Annotated in this window: 18 protein-coding genes; 6 read left to right on the top strand and 12 right to left on the bottom strand. The window is 65.8% G+C overall.

What is annotated here, in order from left to right; genetic code table 11:
• Positions 1-148: 148 nt before the first annotated feature.
• Together mtnK and mtnA are read left to right on the top strand one after the other, a co-directional pair.
• A complete protein-coding gene (gene mtnK, locus NUU27_RS21590; RefSeq protein WP_257764368.1) occupies positions 149-1,414 on the top strand; it encodes an S-methyl-5-thioribose kinase in 1,266 nt (421 codons plus the stop codon).
• On the top strand, positions 1,411-2,520 hold the full coding sequence (mtnA, locus tag NUU27_RS21585; protein ID WP_257764367.1) for an S-methyl-5-thioribose-1-phosphate isomerase: 1,110 nt from the start codon (positions 1,411-1,413) through the stop codon (positions 2,518-2,520). Before mtnK ends, mtnA begins: the two co-directional genes overlap by 4 nt.
• Before the next feature lie 96 nt (positions 2,521-2,616).
• Here the strand turns inward: mtnA and NUU27_RS21580 are convergent, their stop codons facing one another.
• The 8 genes from NUU27_RS21580 to NUU27_RS21545 all read right to left on the bottom strand — a co-directional run bounded on the left by NUU27_RS21580 (position 2,617) and on the right by NUU27_RS21545 (position 10,952).
• Positions 2,617-3,402 (bottom strand): SDR family NAD(P)-dependent oxidoreductase, encoded by a 786-nt coding sequence (locus NUU27_RS21580; protein ID WP_257764365.1) that lies wholly within the window; start codon positions 3,400-3,402, stop codon positions 2,617-2,619.
• A 66-nt stretch (positions 3,403-3,468) separates the two neighbouring features.
• Positions 3,469-4,251, bottom strand: coding sequence for an SDR family NAD(P)-dependent oxidoreductase (locus NUU27_RS21575; RefSeq protein WP_257764363.1), 783 nt, complete (start codon positions 4,249-4,251; stop codon positions 3,469-3,471).
• Between the two features lie 3 nt (positions 4,252-4,254).
• Positions 4,255-5,091 (bottom strand): purine-nucleoside phosphorylase, encoded by an 837-nt coding sequence (locus tag NUU27_RS21570; protein ID WP_257764362.1) that lies wholly within the window; start codon positions 5,089-5,091, stop codon positions 4,255-4,257.
• Positions 5,092-5,117: 26 nt separating this feature from the next.
• The gene (locus NUU27_RS21565) at positions 5,118-6,437 is read right to left on the bottom strand and encodes an amidohydrolase (RefSeq protein ID WP_257764361.1); all 1,320 of its coding nucleotides are present in this window, start codon (positions 6,435-6,437) and stop codon (positions 5,118-5,120) included.
• Positions 6,434-7,348, bottom strand: coding sequence for an ABC transporter permease (locus NUU27_RS21560; protein WP_257764360.1), 915 nt, complete (start codon positions 7,346-7,348; stop codon positions 6,434-6,436). The genes NUU27_RS21565 and NUU27_RS21560 overlap by 4 nt, the downstream gene beginning before the upstream one ends.
• The gene (locus NUU27_RS21555; protein ID WP_257764358.1) at positions 7,341-8,396 is read right to left on the bottom strand and encodes an ABC transporter permease; all 1,056 of its coding nucleotides are present in this window, start codon (positions 8,394-8,396) and stop codon (positions 7,341-7,343) included. The genes NUU27_RS21560 and NUU27_RS21555 overlap by 8 nt, the downstream gene beginning before the upstream one ends.
• Positions 8,396-9,916: an ABC transporter ATP-binding protein gene (locus NUU27_RS21550; protein ID WP_257764357.1), complete on the bottom strand. Its 1,521-nt coding sequence runs from the start codon at positions 9,914-9,916 to the stop codon at positions 8,396-8,398. Before NUU27_RS21550 ends, NUU27_RS21555 begins: the two co-directional genes overlap by 1 nt.
• A 25-nt stretch (positions 9,917-9,941) precedes the next feature.
• On the bottom strand, positions 9,942-10,952 hold the full coding sequence (locus tag NUU27_RS21545; RefSeq protein ID WP_257764356.1) for a BMP family ABC transporter substrate-binding protein: 1,011 nt from the start codon (positions 10,950-10,952) through the stop codon (positions 9,942-9,944).
• A 120-nt stretch (positions 10,953-11,072) separates the two neighbouring features.
• Here NUU27_RS21545 and NUU27_RS21540 point away from each other — a divergent pair, with 120 nt between their 5' ends.
• A complete protein-coding gene (locus tag NUU27_RS21540; RefSeq protein ID WP_257764355.1) occupies positions 11,073-11,462 on the top strand; it encodes a cupin domain-containing protein in 390 nt (129 codons plus the stop codon).
• A gap of 95 nt (positions 11,463-11,557) precedes the next feature.
• Here the strand turns inward: NUU27_RS21540 and NUU27_RS21535 are convergent, their stop codons facing one another.
• The 3 genes from NUU27_RS21535 to NUU27_RS21525 all read right to left on the bottom strand — a co-directional run bounded on the left by NUU27_RS21535 (position 11,558) and on the right by NUU27_RS21525 (position 14,133).
• Positions 11,558-12,244, bottom strand: a complete 687-nt coding sequence (locus tag NUU27_RS21535; RefSeq protein WP_374567858.1) for a LuxR C-terminal-related transcriptional regulator — start codon at positions 12,242-12,244, stop codon at positions 11,558-11,560.
• A 386-nt stretch (positions 12,245-12,630) separates the two neighbouring features.
• A complete protein-coding gene (locus NUU27_RS21530) occupies positions 12,631-13,377 on the bottom strand; it encodes a Crp/Fnr family transcriptional regulator (RefSeq protein ID WP_257764353.1) in 747 nt (248 codons plus the stop codon).
• Between the two features lie 516 nt (positions 13,378-13,893).
• Positions 13,894-14,133, bottom strand: coding sequence for a hypothetical protein (locus NUU27_RS21525; RefSeq protein WP_257764352.1), 240 nt, complete (start codon positions 14,131-14,133; stop codon positions 13,894-13,896).
• Between the two features lie 49 nt (positions 14,134-14,182).
• On the opposite strand from NUU27_RS21525, the gene NUU27_RS21520 reads away from it, so the two are divergent.
• The 3 genes from NUU27_RS21520 (at position 14,183) to panC (ending at position 16,941) form a co-directional block, all read left to right on the top strand.
• Positions 14,183-15,109: a hypothetical protein gene (locus NUU27_RS21520; RefSeq protein ID WP_257764351.1), complete on the top strand. Its 927-nt coding sequence runs from the start codon at positions 14,183-14,185 to the stop codon at positions 15,107-15,109.
• Between the two features lie 111 nt (positions 15,110-15,220).
• Positions 15,221-16,066, top strand: a complete 846-nt coding sequence (gene panB / locus NUU27_RS21515; RefSeq protein WP_257764350.1) for a 3-methyl-2-oxobutanoate hydroxymethyltransferase — start codon at positions 15,221-15,223, stop codon at positions 16,064-16,066.
• Complete coding sequence (panC, locus tag NUU27_RS21510) at positions 16,063-16,941, top strand: pantoate--beta-alanine ligase (RefSeq protein ID WP_257764348.1); 879 nt, start codon at positions 16,063-16,065, stop codon at positions 16,939-16,941. Before panB ends, panC begins: the two co-directional genes overlap by 4 nt.
• Positions 16,942-17,044: 103 nt before the next feature.
• Here panC and NUU27_RS21505 read toward each other — a convergent pair.
• Positions 17,045-18,056 (bottom strand): PLP-dependent aminotransferase family protein (locus NUU27_RS21505; protein WP_257764347.1); only part of this gene is annotated, 1,012 nt, incomplete at its 5' end.

Raw genomic sequence — 18,056 nt, 5'->3', positions numbered from 1 at the left:
CCTCTCCCCGCTCGCGGGGAGAGGGTGAGGGGCAAATGCTGCGGCCATCCTCCTTCTCCCCGCAAGCGGGGAGAAGGTGCCGGCAGGCGGATGAGGGGCGAGCGCATTTCGTCGGGCGCCCCGGCGCGAATGGGAGGAGACGGGAAGCATGAGAGACAACGCCTTCGAGGCATTGACGGTGGAGACGTTGCCGGCACGGCTCGGCGCCGTTCCGGAGATCGCCGCACGCGTCGGCGGATCACCGGAAAACTGGCAGGTCCGGGAAGTCGGCGACGGCAATCTGAACCTCGTCTTCATCGTCGAGGGCGCCTCGGGTACCGTCATTATCAAGCAGGCGCTGCCCTATGTGCGCCTCGTCGGCGACAGCTGGCCGCTGCCGCTGAAGCGTTCCTTCTTCGAGTACAACGCCCTCACGCGGCAGGAGAAGCGCGCACCGGGCACCGTGCCCGCCATCTACCATTTCGACGAGGCGCAGGCCCTGATCGCCATGGAGTTCCTCTCGCCGCACGTCATCCTGCGGCGGGCACTGATCGAGGGCCGGCAACTGCCGAAGATCGGCAGGGATCTCGGCCTGTTCATGGCGCGCACCCTGTTTCGCGGCTCGGACCTTGCGATGAAGGCGCCGCAGCGCAAGGTGGACCTGGCCCTCTTCGCCGACAATGTGGAGCTCTGCGACATCACGGAAAACCTGGTCTTTTCCGATCCCTATTTCGAGGCGCCGATGAACCGGCACACGCCGGGGCTCGATCCGCTGGTACGCGAGCTGCGGTCCGACCGCGACCTGAAGGTCGCGGCGCAACGCATGAAGCACCTCTTCGCCTCGAAGGCGGAGACCATGGTGCATGGCGACCTGCACACCGGATCCGTCATGGTGACGGAGGAGGACACGCGCGTCATCGATCCCGAATTCGCCTTCTACGGACCGATGGCCTTCGACGTCGGCATGCTGCTTGCCAATTACTGGATGGCCTTCTTCTCGCAACGGGGCCATGAGAACGACGGCGACCGCACGGCGATGCGCGCCTATCTGCTGGGGGTGGTGGCCGAGACCTGGGGCACCTTCCGCGACGAGTTCGCCCGCCTGTGGCACACCGAGCGCGGCGGGATTCTCTATCAGGCCGCCCTATATGAGGATCAGGACGACGGCCTGGCCTCGGAGCAGGCGCTCGGCCACGTCCTCCACGATCTGTGGACGGACATGCTGGGCTTTGCCGGCATCGAGGTGCATCGGCGCATTCTCGGCCTCGCCCACAACGCCGATTTCGAGGCCATCGCCGACGAGGCGCTGCGCGCCTCCTGCGAAGCCGCCGCGCTGAAATTCGGCCGTCACGTCGTCGTCAACCGCAACGCGATCCAATCGCTGGCCGAGCTCGCCCGGCTGGCGAAAGCACTGGACCAGGGGAAACTGTCATGAAGGTCGCAGACACGCACTATCGCACCATCTGGGTGAATGAGGATGGCTGGTCGGTCGATCTGATCGACCAGCGCTGGCTGCCGCATGAGCTGCGCATCGAGACGGTGCGCAGCGTCGAAGGCATCGCCACCGCGATCCGCGACATGTGGGTGCGCGGCGCGCCGCTGATCGGCGTCACCGCCGCCTACGGCGTCGCGATCCGCATGCGCGAGGACCCGTCCGATGCCGCGCTCGACGCCGTCTGGGAGACGCTGCACGAGACGCGCCCGACGGCCATCAACCTGCGCTGGGCGCTCGATGCGATGCGCAGGCTGCTGCGCACGCTGCCGGAGGCCGAACGTGCCGAGGCGGCCTATAAGCGGGCCGCCGAGATCGCCGACGAGGATGTAGAGCTCAACCGCAGCATCGGCCGACACGGTCTTGAAATCATTCGCAAAATCGCGGCAGGGAAAAAACCCGGCGAACCGGTCGGCATCCTCACCCATTGCAATGCAGGCTGGCTCGCCACCGTCGATTACGGCACGGCGACCGCGCCGATCTATCTCGCCGTCGAGGAAGGCATTCCGGTCCATGTCTATGTGGACGAGACGCGTCCGCGCAATCAGGGGGCGCACCTGACCTCCTGGGAGATGGCCGGCCACGGTGTCCCGCACACGCTCATCGTCGACAATGCCGGCGGCCATCTGATGCAGCACGGCATGGTCGACATGGTCATCGTCGGCACCGACCGCACGACGGCCGATGGCGACGTGTGCAACAAGATCGGCACCTATCTGAAGGCGCTCGCGGCAAAGGACAACGGCGTGCCGTTCTACGTCGCGCTTCCCTCTCCCACCATCGACTGGACGGTGCGTGACGGCGTCAAGGAAATCCCCATCGAGGAGCGCTCCGGCGACGAGGTCTCCCTCGTGTGGGGCAAGGACGAGGACGGCCGGGTGCGTCAGGTGCGCATCTCGCCGGAAGCGACGCCGGCCGGCAATCCGGCCTTCGACGTCACTCCGGCGCGGCTGGTCACCGGGCTCATCACCGAGCGCGGCATCGCCGAAGCGTCCGCCGAAGGGTTGAAGGCCCTGTTCCCCGAACGGGCCAATGCCGATGCTGCGTGAGCTTCACAAGATGATTCGGACACGGCCCGAAACGCGCTGATTCTGAATCGTTTTCGGCAATGCCTGCAGGGGGACGCTTCCCCCTACCGCGGGGCGTCAATAAGGCGTGTCGCCGCCATCGATGGTGATCGACTGGCCGCGGATGATCTGCGCCGCGTCCGACAGAAGGAACGCCACGACCCGGCCGACCTCCACCGGCAGAATGTGCCGGCCGAGCTGTTGCGGCACCATGGCGCCCATCATTTCTTCCGACTTCTCCGCATCGCCGCCGGCGATGAAATCGGCGACGCTTTTCAGCATGTCCGTCGCCACCCCGCCTGGGCAGACGGCGTTGACGTTGATGTTGCGCGCGGCCCATTCGAGCGACAGCGAGCGCGTCAGATTGATGACTGCCGCCTTGGAGGCGTTGTAACCGGCCATGTTGGGATAGCCGACCTTGCCGGCATTGGAGGCGATGTTGACGATCGCGCCTCCATGCGCGCCAAAGCGGCGGGCCGCGGCCTGGGCGGTGAGCAGAACGCCCTTCACATTGACCGCCATCTCGAGATCGATGTCGGCAGCCGTCATGGCATCCGCCGGGCCGAGGCGCACCACGCCGGCATTGTTGACGAGGCCGTCGAGCCGGCCGGTCCGCTCGACGATCTCACCGAAGGCCCTGTCGAGGCTTGCCGCGTCGGTCACGTCGGCCGTGGCGGTCGTGACCCGCGCGCCGCCACCGAGGGCGGAGGCCGCCTCATCGAGCCTGGAGCCCGGCAGATCGAGGAGAGCCATGTCTCCGTCCGCCTCCAAGATGGCTTGCGCGATGCCGCGGCCGATGCCTCCGGCCGCGCCGGTGATCGCGATGACCCTGCCGGCGAGCGGCTCCCTGTGCGTCGTTCCCATGATGATTCAACTGCCTCGCAAACTGATTCCGTTCTCTTCCATAACAGTCTGATTTAAGACTCGAATTCACCAGGTCGGGCGGGTGCCGACGCCGCCGTCGACGACGAGGTCGGCGCCGCTCACCCAGCGCGCCGCGTCCGAAACGAGAAACAGCACCGCATCGCCAATGTCCTGCGGCTGGCCGAGCCGGCCGAGCGGCGCTGCCGCCTTCCAGCGGTCAACACCCTCCGGCCAGCCTTCCTCGATGCCGTCACGATGGATAAGGCCGGGCGAGATCGAATTGACCCGGATGCCGAGCCCGCCGAGTTCCAGCGCCGCCGCTTTCGTGAACATCAGCAGCGCCGCCTTGGAGGCCGCGTAGTGGGCGTGGCCCGGCGCCGGCTGATGACCTTCGATGGACGCGATGTTGACCACCGCTCCGCCACCGCCGCGCGCATCCACATGCGCCGCGAAGGCGCGCGTCAACAGGAAGGGAGCGGTCGTGTTGACCGCCATCATCTGCGCCCAATCCGTCGGCGCGATCTCCCTCAGCGGCGCGACCGGCTGATGGCCGGCATTGTTGACCACGGCATGAACCGCCCCAAAACCGTCAAGCGCTCCCGCCATCAACGCCGCGACGTCGGCCTCCACGGACAGATCGCCGGCGGCGGCGAGCGCCCGTTCGCCGATCCCGGCGGCCAGTGCCTCGGCGGCGTCCCGATTGCCGTGATAGTGGCAAACGACATTGGCGCCGGCTTCCGCCAGCCGCCCGGCAATGCCATGGCCGATGCCGCCGCTGGCGCCGGTGACGATCACGGTGCGTCCCGTCAGATCGAAGAGGCCGGCAACGGGGGGAAGTATGTTCTGCATGGTTCAGGCTCCCTTCAAGGCGGGCAGGAGCCGGCCGAGGATCGCCTCGATCTTGCGGCCGGCAATTTCAGCGTTGGCGAAAACCTCCTCGATCGTGTCGGGCTGCTGTTCGGGTCCGCCGGTCGCCTTGTTGGTGATCGCCGAAAGGCCGATCACCGGGAGGTTTGCGTGGGCCGCGGCGATCACCTCCGTCACCGTCGACATGCCGACCGCATCCGAGCCGGAAGCACGGTAGTAGCGGCGCTCGGCGGAGGTCTCCAGCGACGGGCCGAGAACGCCGGCATAAATGCCCCTGCGCAGGGCGACGCCCGCCTTTCCGGCCGCGTCGGCGGCGACCTTCAGCAGATCCGGGTGATAGGCGCGCGACATGTCGGGGAAGCGGATGCCGATCGCCTCGTCGTTCGGCCCCACCAGCGGGTTCATGCCCGTGAAGTTCATGTGATCCTCGATCAGCATGACATCGCCCGGTTCGTATTCGGGGTTGAGCGAGCCGGCCGCGTTGGTGACGATCAGCGTTCGTGCGCCAAGGCGCTGCAGCAGATAGACGGCCAGCGCGATGTCCCGCGGCGCCCAGCCTTCGTAAAGATGCAGGCGTCCCTGCATCATCGCCACACGACAGCCGTGCAGCGTGCCGATGACGAAGGCGCCCTTGTGGCCCGGCGCGGTGGAGACCGGAAAGCCCTCCACTTCCGCATAGGGGATCGTCACCGCATCCTCCACCTCGTCGGCAAGCTGGCCGAGGCCCGAGCCCAGCATGATGGCGATGGCGGCGGGGGCACCGGCACGCTCCCTGATCGACGCGTGGGCGCGTTCGAGACGCGCGAGCTGGGTTTCGGTCATGGCCGGGAACTCCTTCGGGCTACAATTCAGGAAACGGTGGCGGCAATGCGCGGCGCAAGGCGCGCGACCTCGTCCAGCGTGTCCTCGATGGCATGGCGGGTGAGCCGCCCATCGCGCACCACCTGCTCGCCGCCCACGAACACGTGGCGCACGTCGGATTTCGCCGTCGAATAGACGAGATGGGTCACCGGATCGAACAGCGGCACCGCATGCGGACGCCGGACGTCCACCAGAATCATGTCGGCAAGCTTACCCGTCTCCAGGCTGCCCAAGCGGTCCAGCGCACCAAGGGCCCGCGCGCCGGCCGTGGTCGCCATGGCCAGCGCCTCGGCGGTGGACACGGCATCGGCGCGCTGCGTGGCGCCCTTGTGCAGGGTCGCCGCGAGCCGCAGGGCCAGCCACATGTCCAGGTCGTTGCCGCTGATCGCCCCGTCGGTGCCGAGCGAGACGTTGACGCCGGCGGACAGCATGTCGGGAACGCGGGCGATGCCGGAAGCAAGCTTCAGGTTCGAGACGGGATTGTGCGCGACGGTGGCGCCGGTTCGCGCCAGGACCTCGATCTCCTCATCGTCCAGATGGACACAGTGCGCCAGCGTCGTCCGCTCGTCCAGCAAGTCGAGGTGGTCGAGGTGGCGGATGACGGAGCTGCCGTAGCGGCCCTGGACGTCGTCCAGCTCCGCCTTGGTCTCGGCCGCGTGCGTGCTGAACAGGCCGCCATGCCTGTCGGCGATCTCGCGCGCCGTCTTCAGATTCTCCGGACCGACCGTATAGGCGCCATGCGGCATGGTCGCCGCGAAGACATCGTCGGCATCGCCGAACTCGGCGAAGAACGCCTCCGCCGCCCTGACCCGGGCCTCCAAATCCTCGCCGGTGACGCCCGGTCCGTCGAAGAAGATGCCGCCAGTGGCGACGCGGATGCCGACTTTGCGGGCGGCGCGGACGGTCTCAGTGGGATACCAGAACATGTCCATGACGCTGGTGACGCCCGACAGGAGCAGTTCGGCGCAGCCAAGGACGCTGCCCAGATGCGAGGTCTCCCTGTTGAGGATCGCTCCCTCCGCCTTCCAGACCTTCTGCAGCCAGGGCTCCAGCGGCAGGTCCTCGACCAGCCCGCGAAACAGGCTGTCGGCGGCATGGCAATGGGCGTTGACCAACCCCGGCATCAGGATGTGGCCCGAGCCGTCGAGGACCGACCGCGCGGCGGTCGCCTCGTCTTCCAGATCGGCAGAAGCGGCGACACGCGCGATCCGCCCGTCCTTCACAGCCACGCCGCCATCCCTGATGACCGTGTTGTTGCCGTCGCAGGTGACGACGATGGCATTGCGGATGACGAGGTCGGCACTCATGAAGCATCTCCTTTGGCTCGCTTGGCCCGCCACCAGGACAGGGTGACCAGCACGATAAGCGTGGCGAGATACGGCATCATGTCGGTGAACTGCTGGGCAAGGCCAAGACCCTGCACGCGGAAGGACAAGCTGTCGACCGCGCCGAACAGAAGCGCGATGAAGAACAGCGGCCAGGGCCGGCCGCCGGTGAGCAGCACCGCCACGACGGCGATCCAGCCGCGCCCGGCACTCATGTTCTCCACAAACAAATTGACGTTGGCGATGGAGAGCTGGGCGCCGCCGAGCCCGCACAGTGCCCCGCAGGCGACCAGTGCCAGAAGCTGGACGCCGCGCGGATTGACCCCGCCGGCGCGCAGCGCCTCAGCGTTCTCGCCGGCGGCGCGGATGCGCAGGCCAAGCCGGTGCCGTGCCAGGAAGAGATGCAGCAGCGGCACGCAGGCAACCGATATATAGAACAGAACCGATTGGCCGCTGAGGATCGGGCCGAGCCCCGGAACGGCCTCGATGAAGGGCAGCCGGACGGTGCCGAACCCAGCGATGGCCGGGTCGCTGAAGGCACCGGTGACATCGAAGATCGCGCGAAGCAGAAAGGTGGTGAGGCCGGCGGCCAGGAGATTGATGGCGATCGAGACGACGATGGAATCGCCGCCGCGCCGCAGGTTGAACTCGGCGAAGACGAGGCCGAGGGCCATACCGGCCGCCATCGCGGCCAGTGCTCCAAGGTAAGGCGAACCGGAAAAATAGGCGCCGAGCACGGCCGCGAAGGCGCCGGTCAGCAGGAACCCTTCCAGCGCGATGTTGAAGACCCCGGCCCGTTCGCAGAGCGCTCCCCCGAGGGCGGCCAGGAGGATGGGCGTGACGAAACGCGGGACGGATGCGGCGAAGGAGGGGTCCAACAGAAGATCAAGCATCGCCGCCCCTTCCGCCGTCCTTCGAGGACAGCGCGCCGGACACCCGGCTCGCCACGAAGAGGATGATGACGGCCTGGATCACCAGAGCGATTTCCTTGGGCACGCCGGCGGTCCGTTCCATGCCGGCGGCACCGGTCTGCACGGCAGCGAAGAAGAAGCCCGACAGCGGAACGGCCCAGGGCACCATGCCCACCAGAAGCACCGCGATGATGCCGGTCCAGGCATAAAGAGGCTGCACCAGCATGCCGTCGATATAGCGGTGATGGATGCCGAAGACGGCGATCGCCCCGACCAGGCCGGCTATGGCGCCGCTGATCGCCAGCGTCTGCAGGGTCAGCTTGCGCACCGGCAGGCCGACGGTGCGGGCGAACTCCTTCGACAGGCCGTTCAGCCGCGTGTGATAGCCGTGGACGGTCGAGTAGCTGTAGACGAGCGCGAAAGCGGTCGCGGCAAGGGTGAAGAGAATGCCGACATCGAGCCTCGTCCCAGGAAAGCTGGCAAGCCAGGTTCCCTGCGGAACGAGATGCGACTGCACCATGCCCGACGGCACGTCGCGAAAAGGATGCGCCACCATATAGGAAGCGATGTAGCGGATCGGGTAATTGAGGAGCAGCGAGCCGACCAGTAGCGGCACGCCCATGTAGAGCTGCAGCACGCCGGCCAGGAGCGCCCAGGCGGCACCGGCGAGCATCGCAGCGAATATGGCCGCGACCAGCACGAGGAGCGGCGGCCCCGGCAGCAGGATCGCCGCCAGCGCGGCCGCCAGGCCGCCCGCCACCAATTGCCCCTCCCCTCCGATGTTGAAAAGGCCGGCGCGGAAGCTCAGCATCACCGAAACGGCCATGCCGACGATCAGCGCCGAGCGGCTGAGCGTCGCCATCAGATAAGCGTGGCGACGGCCGCCGAAGGCCCCTTGCAGGAAGCCGGAGATCGCCTCGCCGAACGGCGCACCGACGAACAAAAGCAGCGCGAACACGATGGCGCCGATCCACAGGAGGGTCAAAGCCCAGGGCAGAACCGCCCGTCCGATGCCGTTTGCCGCCGCCATCAGGCGACCTCTCCGAAAGCATCGGAGGCGCGCGCGGTCATCAGCGCACCCACCCGATCGCGGCTCGCCTCGCCGCCGGCGACCTCGCCGGAGATCTCCCCGGCATACATGACCAGGATCCGATCGGACAAGGCGATCACCTCGTCGAGCTCGGTGGAGATGAGCAGGATGGCATGTCCGGCGTCGCGCATGCGCATCAGTTCGCCATGGATGAAATCGATGGCGCCGATGTCGACCCCCCAGGTGGGGTTCTCGGCGATCACCAGCGGGGTGCCGCGGGTCAGCTCGCGCCCGACCACCAGCTTCTGCTTGTTGCCGCCCGACATGGTGGCAGCCGCCGCCCGCGGGCCGGCGACGCGGATGCGGTAGTTGTCGATCAGGGACCGGGCGAACCGCGCCAACGCCCGATGCTTGAGAAATGGCCCGGCGGCATAGGCCGCGCGGTCGTCGCGCCCGGCATTGGCGTTTTCGCTGACCGACGCCCCGAGCGCCAGGCCCATTCGCTGGCGATCCTCCGGAATGTAGCTCATGCCAAGCCTGCGGCGGCGCTCGACGTCGAGACTGTCGATCCGTTCACCGCACAGGCGCACCGAGCCCGACCGCAGCGGCTCGAGACCGGTCAGCGCGCGCACAAGCTCGGCCTGACCATTGCCGCTGACGCCAGCGATGCCGACGATCTCGCCGGCGCGCAGCTTAAAGGAGATCGGGCCGACATCGCGACCCCGCCGCGCCACGGTCAGCGCGTCCACCGACAGGATCACATCGCCCGGCTCCTGCGCCTTGCGGGTGCGGGGCGCCGGCAGGTCGCCGCCGACGATGCCGCGTCCGATCTCTTCCCTGGTGGTGTCGGCCAGCGGCGAGGAGGCCACCAGCCTGCCGGCGCGCATGACGCTCACCCGGTCGGCGATCTCCATCACCTCGTCGAGCTTGTGCGTGATGAGAACGATCGCCTTGCCAGCGGCGCGGAAGCTTCTCAGCGCGTCGAACAGCCGGCTCTTCTCCTGCGGGGTGAGCACCGCCGTCGGCTCATCGAGAATGAGCAGATCGGCCTCGCGATAGAGGACCTTAAGGATCTCCACCGCCTGCCGCTCGCCGACGGAGAGGCGGCCGAGCGGGCGATCGAGATCGACGCCGATGCCGTGCGTCCTGGCGATCGCCCCGACCCTGGCGCGCGCTTCGGCAAAGTCGACGAAGCCGAAGCGGCCGACGGGCTCGGCGCACAGCACGATGTTCTCGAGGACCGACATGGATTCCTGCAGCATGAAATGCTGATGCACCATGCCGAGCCCGGCGCCGATCGCGTCCTGCGGCGAGGCCCAGCGCCGCGGAACGCCGTCGATGGTGATCGTCCCCCCGGTCGGGATCACCAGGCCGAACAGCATGTTCATGAGCGTCGACTTGCCGGCGCCGTTTTCACCCACGAGGGCGTGGATCTCCCCCGGCTCGATGGCGAGCGAGACGCGATCGACCGCCAGCACCTGGCCGAAACGCACCGAGACGTCGTTCAGGGCAACGCGCATTGGCCGATCCCGCCCGAAGCCGCAATCACTTGGCGAACATCGGATCTTCCAGCTTGAGCGAGCCATCCTTGATGGCGGCGGCCACCGCGCGCATCTTCGCCGCCACCTCGGGATGGTCGACGATCAGGCAGCCGCTGTCAGCCAACCGGTCCTCCTCGAGCGCCATGGCGGACATGCCGCCTTCCTTCAGGCCGAGCGACATGGTGAGGCTCTTTTCCCCCTCGAGGATCGAGCCGATCGCCTGCACCATGGCCGTGTCGACCTGCTTAAGGGTCATGTCGACGATGTGGCCCGGCGCGTTGGGGCACTGGTTCACGTCGACGGAAAACGCCTTGAAGTCCTTCTCCTTGGCCGCTTCGAAGACGCCAAAGTCGCCGCCGGCGGTGGCGGTGAAGATCAGATCGGCTCCGGCGGCGTTCATGGCCACCGCCTGCTCCTTGGCACGCACCGGATCGGCAAAGGGATTTTCACCGCCCACCCAGCGGATATCGACGGCGGCCTCGGGGTTCACCGACCTGACGCCTTCGGCATAGCCGTCGGTGTAGCGATGCAGGAACGGGATATCGAGCGCGCCGACGACACCGACCTTGTTGCTCTCGGTGAGCATGCCCGCCGCGACGCCCATGAGGTAGCTTGCCTCATATTCACGGAAGACGGCACAGTGCACGTTCTCCGGGCGATCCTCGATGCACTGGTCGATCACCAGGAACTGCGTGTCGGGTGCGGTCGGCGCGACTTGCCTGATGATGTCGTTGAACTCGAAGCCGAGGAGGACGACGATGTCGGCCCCTTCGTTGACCGCCGCATTGACGTTTTCCAGACGGTCCGCCGCCGTGCGGCTCTCGTAGGTTTCAACGTCGGCGCCATATTTCTCGCCGGCTTCCTCGATGCCCACCTGGCCCATCTTGAGGAAGGCGTTCACACCGATCGCGTCGGGAGAGACATACACGAAGAATTTTTCTGCGGCCGTCGCGGGCGCCGTCAGAACCGTCGCGCCTAAAAGACCCGCCGCCAGCCAGCTCTTGCAAATCTTCATAAGCGCCACTCCCTGTGCGACCTCGCCATTCAGTGAGGCATTGTGGAGCACCTCAACCCCTTTGACAATTGTCAGCGGCGCTGATCATTGTGGAAGATGCATGCAGAAAGGACCGACGAGATGCCGGACTGGTTGATCCAAAGCACGGGGCAGAAAGAGTTCTGGACGGAAGAGCGTTGCTACATCACCGAGCTGATGAACACGCCGGCATCTCCGGAGGCCTCGCTGGCGATAGCCCGCGTGGAGCCCGGCGTCACGACGCAGCTGCACAAGCTGACCGGCATCTGCGAGCGCTATGTGATCCGCAAGGGCGAAGGCGTGGTGGAAATCGACGGAATCCGGCAGCGTCTCGGCGTCGGCGACCAGGCGGTCATTCCTGCCGATGCCGCTCAAAGGATCACGAACACGGGGGGTGGGGATCTTGAATTCTATTGCGTCTGCACGCCGCGTTTCCGACCGGAGGGCTATGTCGATCTGGAAAACCGAAACCCGACGCACGGCGTTGACTAAGCTGCTGGCGATCGGGCTGCTATGAAGGCGCCCTTCTCCGATCGCCTGCGCCCAGGGAGCCTCGGGCGTGATCGCACCTCACCGACGCGTTCCGTTCACGGCAGCATTTCACGAATCTTGTAGGCCACCTCGGTCCTGTTGGTGGCATTCAGCTTCTTCATGATGTTACGGATGTGCACCTTGACGGTGCTTTCGCACAACTGCAGCTCATAGGCGATGATCTTGTTGGCCTTTCCGCGCCGCAGGGCGTCTGCGACCTCGGCCTCGCGTGCGGTGAACAAGTTTCCCAATCCGACGACGCGGCTGCTGTTGGAGTTGATGACCTCCCGCATCGCCATGACACCGCTGGCAGGAACGAACACGCCGCCGGCCCGCGCCAGAAGAATGGCCTCGGCGGCAACGCCGACGCCGACATTGCTCGGGATGAAACCCTTCGCTCCGGCATCGAGCGCCTTGAGAATCTGGGCCAGGTCGTCCGTATCGGCGATGACGATCACCGGCTGCTCGGCAAACTCCTCGGCCAGTTGGTGAATCTCGTTGCCGAGGCCTTCCTCAGTGATCTTCCGGCTGCCGGCAATGAGCAGCACCGCCGCTGGCTGGCGATCATCACCGATCCGGTGCCACTCGGCCGACGAGCCCACGGCGACGACATCGAGGGTCGTGTTCTGGGTCGCCAGGCTGCGTGCAAGGCACTCCCGGTCGAGCACGCGCGGGTCGATGAGCAACACAACGTCGCGCGCGGCTTCCTCATACTCCTCGTCCCAGACGCCATGTTCCGGCATCCCGCCTGCCCCGACGGAATGCATGATCGACTTCATAGCGACATTTTCCTGGAGTTCTTTAGCGTGTTCCATGACTTCGCTCCCCAACTCGTACGCAGCACCAAAATTCCGACACTGGAGGAAATGCTTGGTATAATTATCAGGTTTTGTGCATCCCCCCTGCTTGCGCCCTGCGTGGCAACAAACGAAAGATTCATGATACAAGTGTTCTAAGCTGATCACTTGAATGAGTATTATCCTCATATTTACGGATAAATTGCATTAACATGGATCAATGCAACTGATGAATCGGCCTTCAGCGATTTATATCGCTTATTTTTACTTTGGGTTGCAAGCCTTCATTTTTCACCTCTAAATAGAAGCCGCCATCGGCGCAGGGCGTGCTTTCAGCCGATGTTCAACGCCAGGTAGGCGTCGTCAAAGCCGACGGTGTCGACCAGGCGCTGGCGATTGTAGAATTCGACGACACCGCCCCTGAAGGACACGTAGCCGGCTTCCCTCAATTTGCGCAGCACGCGGTTGACGTGAACGACGGACAAACCCAGCGCATCGCCGAGATCCACCTGCGTCAGGGGGCACGGGAAGCGCGCGTTGCCGCCCTCCTCCCGCACGCCGACCCGATAGGACAGTTCGAGAAGAAGATGGGCGACCCGCTCGACGGCGTCGCGCCGGCTGATGCTGACGAAGTGCTCGGCTGTGCGGGCATAGCGGCGTGCCATGCCCTTCAGGACGAATTCACGGACATGCCGCGGGTAGGTGGAAAGGTTCTCGTAGATGGCCCCCGGAAACTCGAACAACGTCACCGGTGTAACCGCCATCACGGATTCCCGCGCCCATTCGGTCGAGCCCAGTGTTACGACATCCCCGGTGAGGCAGAAATCGACGACCGTGCGGGATCCATCGGTCAGTTCCTTGCCGCAGGCGACCCATCCCGAAACGATCAGCAGAACGGCGCGGCGCATGTCCTCGCTGTCCGCGATCGTCTCGCCGCTCGAATAGACGCGCTTCTTCAGTCCGGTGTGTTCCAGCCGTCTGGCCTTGCTGCCGAACAGGCTCTGCGCCGTCTCGGATTCGAGATAGTGCAAAATCTCCCTGAAGTTCCCCGCACCATTCGCCAGCATGCCCTCTGCCATCGACCCCTTTGGCTGCATTCTCAGTGAAGGCGCGGAAGAAAAGGACGCACCTCCTCGTTAACCTCCAACAACACTCCGGGTTCCGGGCGCGAGCTGTTCCGATCCCGTTCCTGGAGCGAAGTCACCTGCAGTTCTGTCACGACACATACCGTAAACATACAAGATTACGAGTTTACCTTGCCGCGCAGCCGTCAGCTTGACATGGATCATGCCGAATTCAACAGTATGGCCTGTAAACCTCTTTCCTACCGCATCGTGTTCAATTTTATTTGATCCTTCCGGCAGGGGAAGCCTTCCTGGAACAAAAAGTTGCAAAAGCGGAATTCGACAGGTCATGTGCTGCATCCGCCACCAGAGATTTGCCGTCACCCGGTGGGCCGACGGGGACCGGCTATGGCCGAATCCTGCACGTCCGGCACGCCATCGCGAGACGACAAAAGGATTAGAAGCGGCGTGCGATACGCCGATCGGGCAGCCATCCTCATCCTCTAAGCGTAGGCTCCATCCACCAAGGTGCTAGCTGCGCGGCGCGCGGCGGCCCTTATGATTCGTCAGCGGCAGACGGACGGCGGCGATCCGCATGCACGATTTTAAGTCGTAGCAGTTGTTCATTTCTTTGCGAATTTGATTGCCGGAACGAAGGACGGCGGTCCGCGCTTGCAAGGGTTGCGAACAGGCAAGACGATCGATGACGAATTCCGGCAGCCCACACCGAACAGTTCCACCGGCCGACACGAACAGGCTGCTGTCGCTCATCCGGAGCAACGTCGCCGCCTTTAAGCTCGACCTTTCCGGACTGCATGTCGTGGTTCCCACGGACAGCGGCTTTCTGGCGGCAATGGCGACCACAGCCCTTCATGCGGGCGCAGGAAGCGTCACCGCCATCACCGCCCCTTCGACACGGTTTCGCTCGGCCGAGGCTGCGGCCGAGAAAACGCGAGCACTGGCTTCGCTCGCGGGCCTCGAGCACAAGCTCAGCATTGCCGAACGCATAGACGACGAGACCTGCCGCGCCACCAACATTCTGGTGAGCGGCGACTTCATCCGTCCCGCGACACGCTCGATCATCGAGCGGCTGCCTCCTCGCTCGGTGATAGCCCTCACCCACGAAGCATGGATGACGGTGAAGGACGAGATCGACATCGAAGCCTGCATCGAGCACGGCGTTCCCGTCTCCGCCGTCAGCGAGGCGCATCCGCTCGTCGGCGGCGCGGACTACCAGCCGGCACTCTGCCTGGAACTCTTCAAGGCGGCCGAGGTCGGCGTCCGGGGCGCCGCGGTGGCGCTGATTTGCGACAATCCCCTTGCCGGGCCGCTCAAGAACGGGTTGCGCAGCGCCGGCGCTCAGATGACGGTGTTTCCGCGCGCGGACCTGGTCGTCGAGCACGGCTGGAACGCGATCGTCCTCGCCTTGCGGCCGCAGGACGAGCCCCGCCTTGACATTCGCGATCTCGGCCATCTCGCCAAGGCGGCGCCCGATGCCACTATCATCCAGTATTGGGGGGATATCGACCGCAAGGCGGCCCGCTATTTCGAACTCACCGTATGGCCTTCGCGCACGCCGGGCAAGGGACAGTGGGGGTTGCCCCTCCAGGTGCTCGGCCCCGAACCGATGCTGCAACGCATCGCAGGAGCGCTGAGGGCGGCGCAGACGGTGCTGGCGGGCGTCACCCCGGAACCGGGCGATCTGGCACAAGTCCTTTCATCATCGGATGTTTCCGAACTTGCCTGATCGCCCTCGGGGCTTCGATTCGTCTTCGCAACCGCAAAAAAATATGCAATACCCCCGGGGCGCATCGGAGCTTGGGGAGAGTGTCATCCTATGCGAGCGAGGAGGAGAAACTTGAGCGCAACGGGAAGCACCGCCGCCCTCACCCCGCCTGCCGTCATGGCCCGGAAAGGGGATGTTCCGCTCGTCTGCCTGACCGCCTACACGACGCCGGTCGCGCGCCTGGTCGATCCCTATTGCGACATCGTTCTTGTCGGCGACAGCGTCGGCATGGTGCTGCACGGTCTGCCGACCACGCTGGGCGTGACGCTGGACATGATGATCCTGCACGGCCAGGCGGTGCGGCGCGGCATAAAACGCGCCCTGCTCGTGGTCGACATGCCCTTCGGATCCTACGAGGAATCGCCGCAGCAGGCCTTCCACAACGCCGCCCGGCTGATGGCCGAAACGGGTTGCGCGGCCGTCAAGCTCGAAGGCGGCGAGCCCATGGCCGAGACGATCGGCTTTCTGACGCGGCGCGGCATCCCCGTCATGGCCCATGTCGGCCTCACCCCGCAGGCGGTGAACAGCTTCGGCGGCTACAAGGTCCAGGGGCGAGGCAAAAAAGGCGGCATCGTCGAGCGCGATGCGCGAGCCGTCGCGGAGGCCGGCGCCTTCGCCGTCGTTCTGGAGAAGGTGCCCGAGCCGCTGGCGCGCCGCATCACGCAAGACATTGCCGTGCCGACCATCGGCATCGGCGCATCGCCCGCCTGCGACGGGCAGATCCTGGTCGTCGACGACATGCTCGGCATGTTCGAGACGTTCCGTCCGAAATTCGTCAGGCGCTATGCCGAACTGGGGCGGGATGCGGAGCGCGCCATCGCCGCCTACGCGGATGACGTCCGCGAACGCCGCTTTCCCTCGCCAGAGCACGTCTTTGCCGATCAGCCCGCCACCAGCAAGAAGGCCGGAACCGAATGAGCCTTGCGATCGTCCGCACCGTCCGGGATCTCAGAAACCGCGTCGACGTCTGGCGGCGCGCCGGCCGGACCATCGGCGTTGTGCCGACCATGGGGGCGCTACATGCCGGCCACATCAGCCTGGTCGAGACCGCCCTGGCGCGCACGGACCACGTTATCGTGACGCTGTTCGTCAACCCGAAGCAGTTCAACAACCCGGCCGATCTCGCCGCCTATCCCCGCACCGAGGCGGACGATGCGGCCAAGCTCTCGCCGCTCGGCGTGGATGTGCTTTTCGCACCCGATGGCGAGGAGATGTACGGGACGGGCTTCTCGACGTCCGTCTCCGTGAGCGGGGTCAGCGAGGGCCTCTGCGGGGCGCATCGCCCCGGGCATTTCGACGGGGTCGCGACCGTCGTCACCAAGCTGCTGCTGCAGAGCGGTGCGGATTTCGCCTTCTTCGGGGAGAAGGATTTCCAGCAGTTGCAGGTGGTCCGGCGGCTCGTCTCCGACCTCAACATTCCCGTCGAGATTATCGGCTGCCCGACCGTGCGGGAGGAAGACGGGCTGGCGCTTTCCTCCCGCAATGTGCGCCTTTCGGCCGAGGAGCGCGGCATCGCGCCGCGATTGGCGAAAATCCTCTTCACCGCAGCGGAGCGGCTCGAGGCCGGGGGCCCTGTCGAGGCGATACTCGAGGCGAGCCGCCGGGCCCTGAGCGATGCAGGGTTCGACACGGTCGAATATCTGGAGCTGCGCGACAGCGAGACGCTTCGCCCGGTCGAGCGGCTGGACCGGCCGGCCCGCCTGCTCGCGGCCGCCTGGCTGGGGGCGACGCGGCTGATCGACAACGTTCCCGTCGGCGCCCAGGGCATTTTGCAGTCAGGTGGAATCACCTGACGACCGCATAAATGCGGAAAAACAATAGAACGGGACAGCGTTTCAATGAAACGATGAACCGGTCTAGGCATCATCGGCGCCTGCCGTTACATGACGAGTCGGATCAGCCGCTTCCGACGATCTCCTCGAGAACCGCGAAAATGCGGTCGTCCGCACACTGGGCGACATTGAAGCGCAGGAATCCGCCCGCCGAACCGGACAGGCTGAAGGCATTGCCGGGAGCCAATATGACGTTTCGCTTCAAAGCCTTGCGGGCAATCTCAGCGGCATCGAGTCCGCCTGGCAGGCGGCACCAGAGGAACATTCCCGCGCGTGGCTCGATCCATGGCTCGATGCCGATCCGCCGCAGCCGGCCGCTCACCTCCTCGCGGGCCTGCGCAAGCCGCACGCGCACCGTTTCCATGTGCTTGCGGTAGCTGCCGTCCCTGAGCAACCCGAGCACGAGCCGCGCCGACAGCGCCGGACCGCCGAAGGCGGTGGCGATCCGCAGGTCGGCCAGGCCCTCCACCCATGCGCGCGGCGCTGCGATGAAGCCGCAACGGACCGAGGCCGAGAGCGACTTCGAAAAGCTGCCGATGTAGACGACCCGGGAAAGCCCGTCGAAGGCCGCCAGACGCGGCGCGGCCTCCACCTCGAAATCGGCAAAGATGTCGTCTTCGACGATCGTCAACTCCGCCTGGTCCGCGAGCATCAGGAGCCGGTGCGCCGTCGCCGGCGAGAGCATCGCCCCCGTCGGGTTCTGCAAGGCCGAATTCGTCACGTAGAGGCGCGGCCTGTGATCGGCCAGCGCCTGCGCGAACCGGCCGATATCCGGCCCCGACGGCGTGTAGGGAACCCCGACGATCTTCACCTGATGCGCCCTCAAGAGGGCATGGAAATTGAAATAGCAGGGATCGTCGACGAGAACGGTGTCGCCCGGCTTCAACAGGAAACGACACAGGAGATCGATCGCCTGCGTCCCCGATTCCGTCAGCATGATCTGATCCGGCGCCGCCTCGATCCCGTGCCCCGCCATGCGCCGCGCCAGCAGCGCGCGTAGCGGCGGCAGGCCGAGCGGCGTGCCATAATCGACCAGTTCCGACGGCTCGGCGCGCGCCGCGGCGCGCAGGGCGCGG

Source organism: Nitratireductor sp. ZSWI3, assembly GCF_024655565.1.
In the GTDB taxonomy this organism is placed as follows: Bacteria; Pseudomonadota; Alphaproteobacteria; order Rhizobiales; family Rhizobiaceae; genus Nitratireductor.
This window is presented reverse-complemented; position numbering and strand designations above follow the sequence as displayed.

Coding starts and splice junctions, on each gene's coding strand:
- mtnK (WP_257764368.1), top strand. CDS start 149: ATGAGAGACAACGCCTTCGAGGCATTGACGGTGGAGACGTTGCCGGCA.
- mtnA (WP_257764367.1), top strand. CDS start 1,411: ATGAAGGTCGCAGACACGCACTATCGCACCATCTGGGTGAATGAGGAT.
- NUU27_RS21580 (WP_257764365.1), bottom strand. CDS start 3,402: ATGGGAACGACGCACAGGGAGCCGCTCGCCGGCAGGGTCATCGCGATC.
- NUU27_RS21575 (WP_257764363.1), bottom strand. CDS start 4,251: ATGCAGAACATACTTCCCCCCGTTGCCGGCCTCTTCGATCTGACGGGA.
- NUU27_RS21570 (WP_257764362.1), bottom strand. CDS start 5,091: ATGACCGAAACCCAGCTCGCGCGTCTCGAACGCGCCCACGCGTCGATC.
- NUU27_RS21565 (WP_257764361.1), bottom strand. CDS start 6,437: ATGAGTGCCGACCTCGTCATCCGCAATGCCATCGTCGTCACCTGCGAC.
- NUU27_RS21560 (WP_257764360.1), bottom strand. CDS start 7,348: ATGCTTGATCTTCTGTTGGACCCCTCCTTCGCCGCATCCGTCCCGCGT.
- NUU27_RS21555 (WP_257764358.1), bottom strand. CDS start 8,396: ATGGCGGCGGCAAACGGCATCGGACGGGCGGTTCTGCCCTGGGCTTTG.
- NUU27_RS21550 (WP_257764357.1), bottom strand. CDS start 9,916: ATGCGCGTTGCCCTGAACGACGTCTCGGTGCGTTTCGGCCAGGTGCTG.
- NUU27_RS21545 (WP_257764356.1), bottom strand. CDS start 10,952: ATGAAGATTTGCAAGAGCTGGCTGGCGGCGGGTCTTTTAGGCGCGACG.
- NUU27_RS21540 (WP_257764355.1), top strand. CDS start 11,073: ATGCCGGACTGGTTGATCCAAAGCACGGGGCAGAAAGAGTTCTGGACG.
- NUU27_RS21535 (WP_374567858.1), bottom strand. CDS start 12,244: ATGCCGGAACATGGCGTCTGGGACGAGGAGTATGAGGAAGCCGCGCGC.
- NUU27_RS21530 (WP_257764353.1), bottom strand. CDS start 13,377: ATGGCAGAGGGCATGCTGGCGAATGGTGCGGGGAACTTCAGGGAGATT.
- NUU27_RS21525 (WP_257764352.1), bottom strand. CDS start 14,133: ATGAGCGACAGCAGCCTGTTCGTGTCGGCCGGTGGAACTGTTCGGTGT.
- panC (WP_257764348.1), top strand. CDS start 16,063: ATGAGCCTTGCGATCGTCCGCACCGTCCGGGATCTCAGAAACCGCGTC.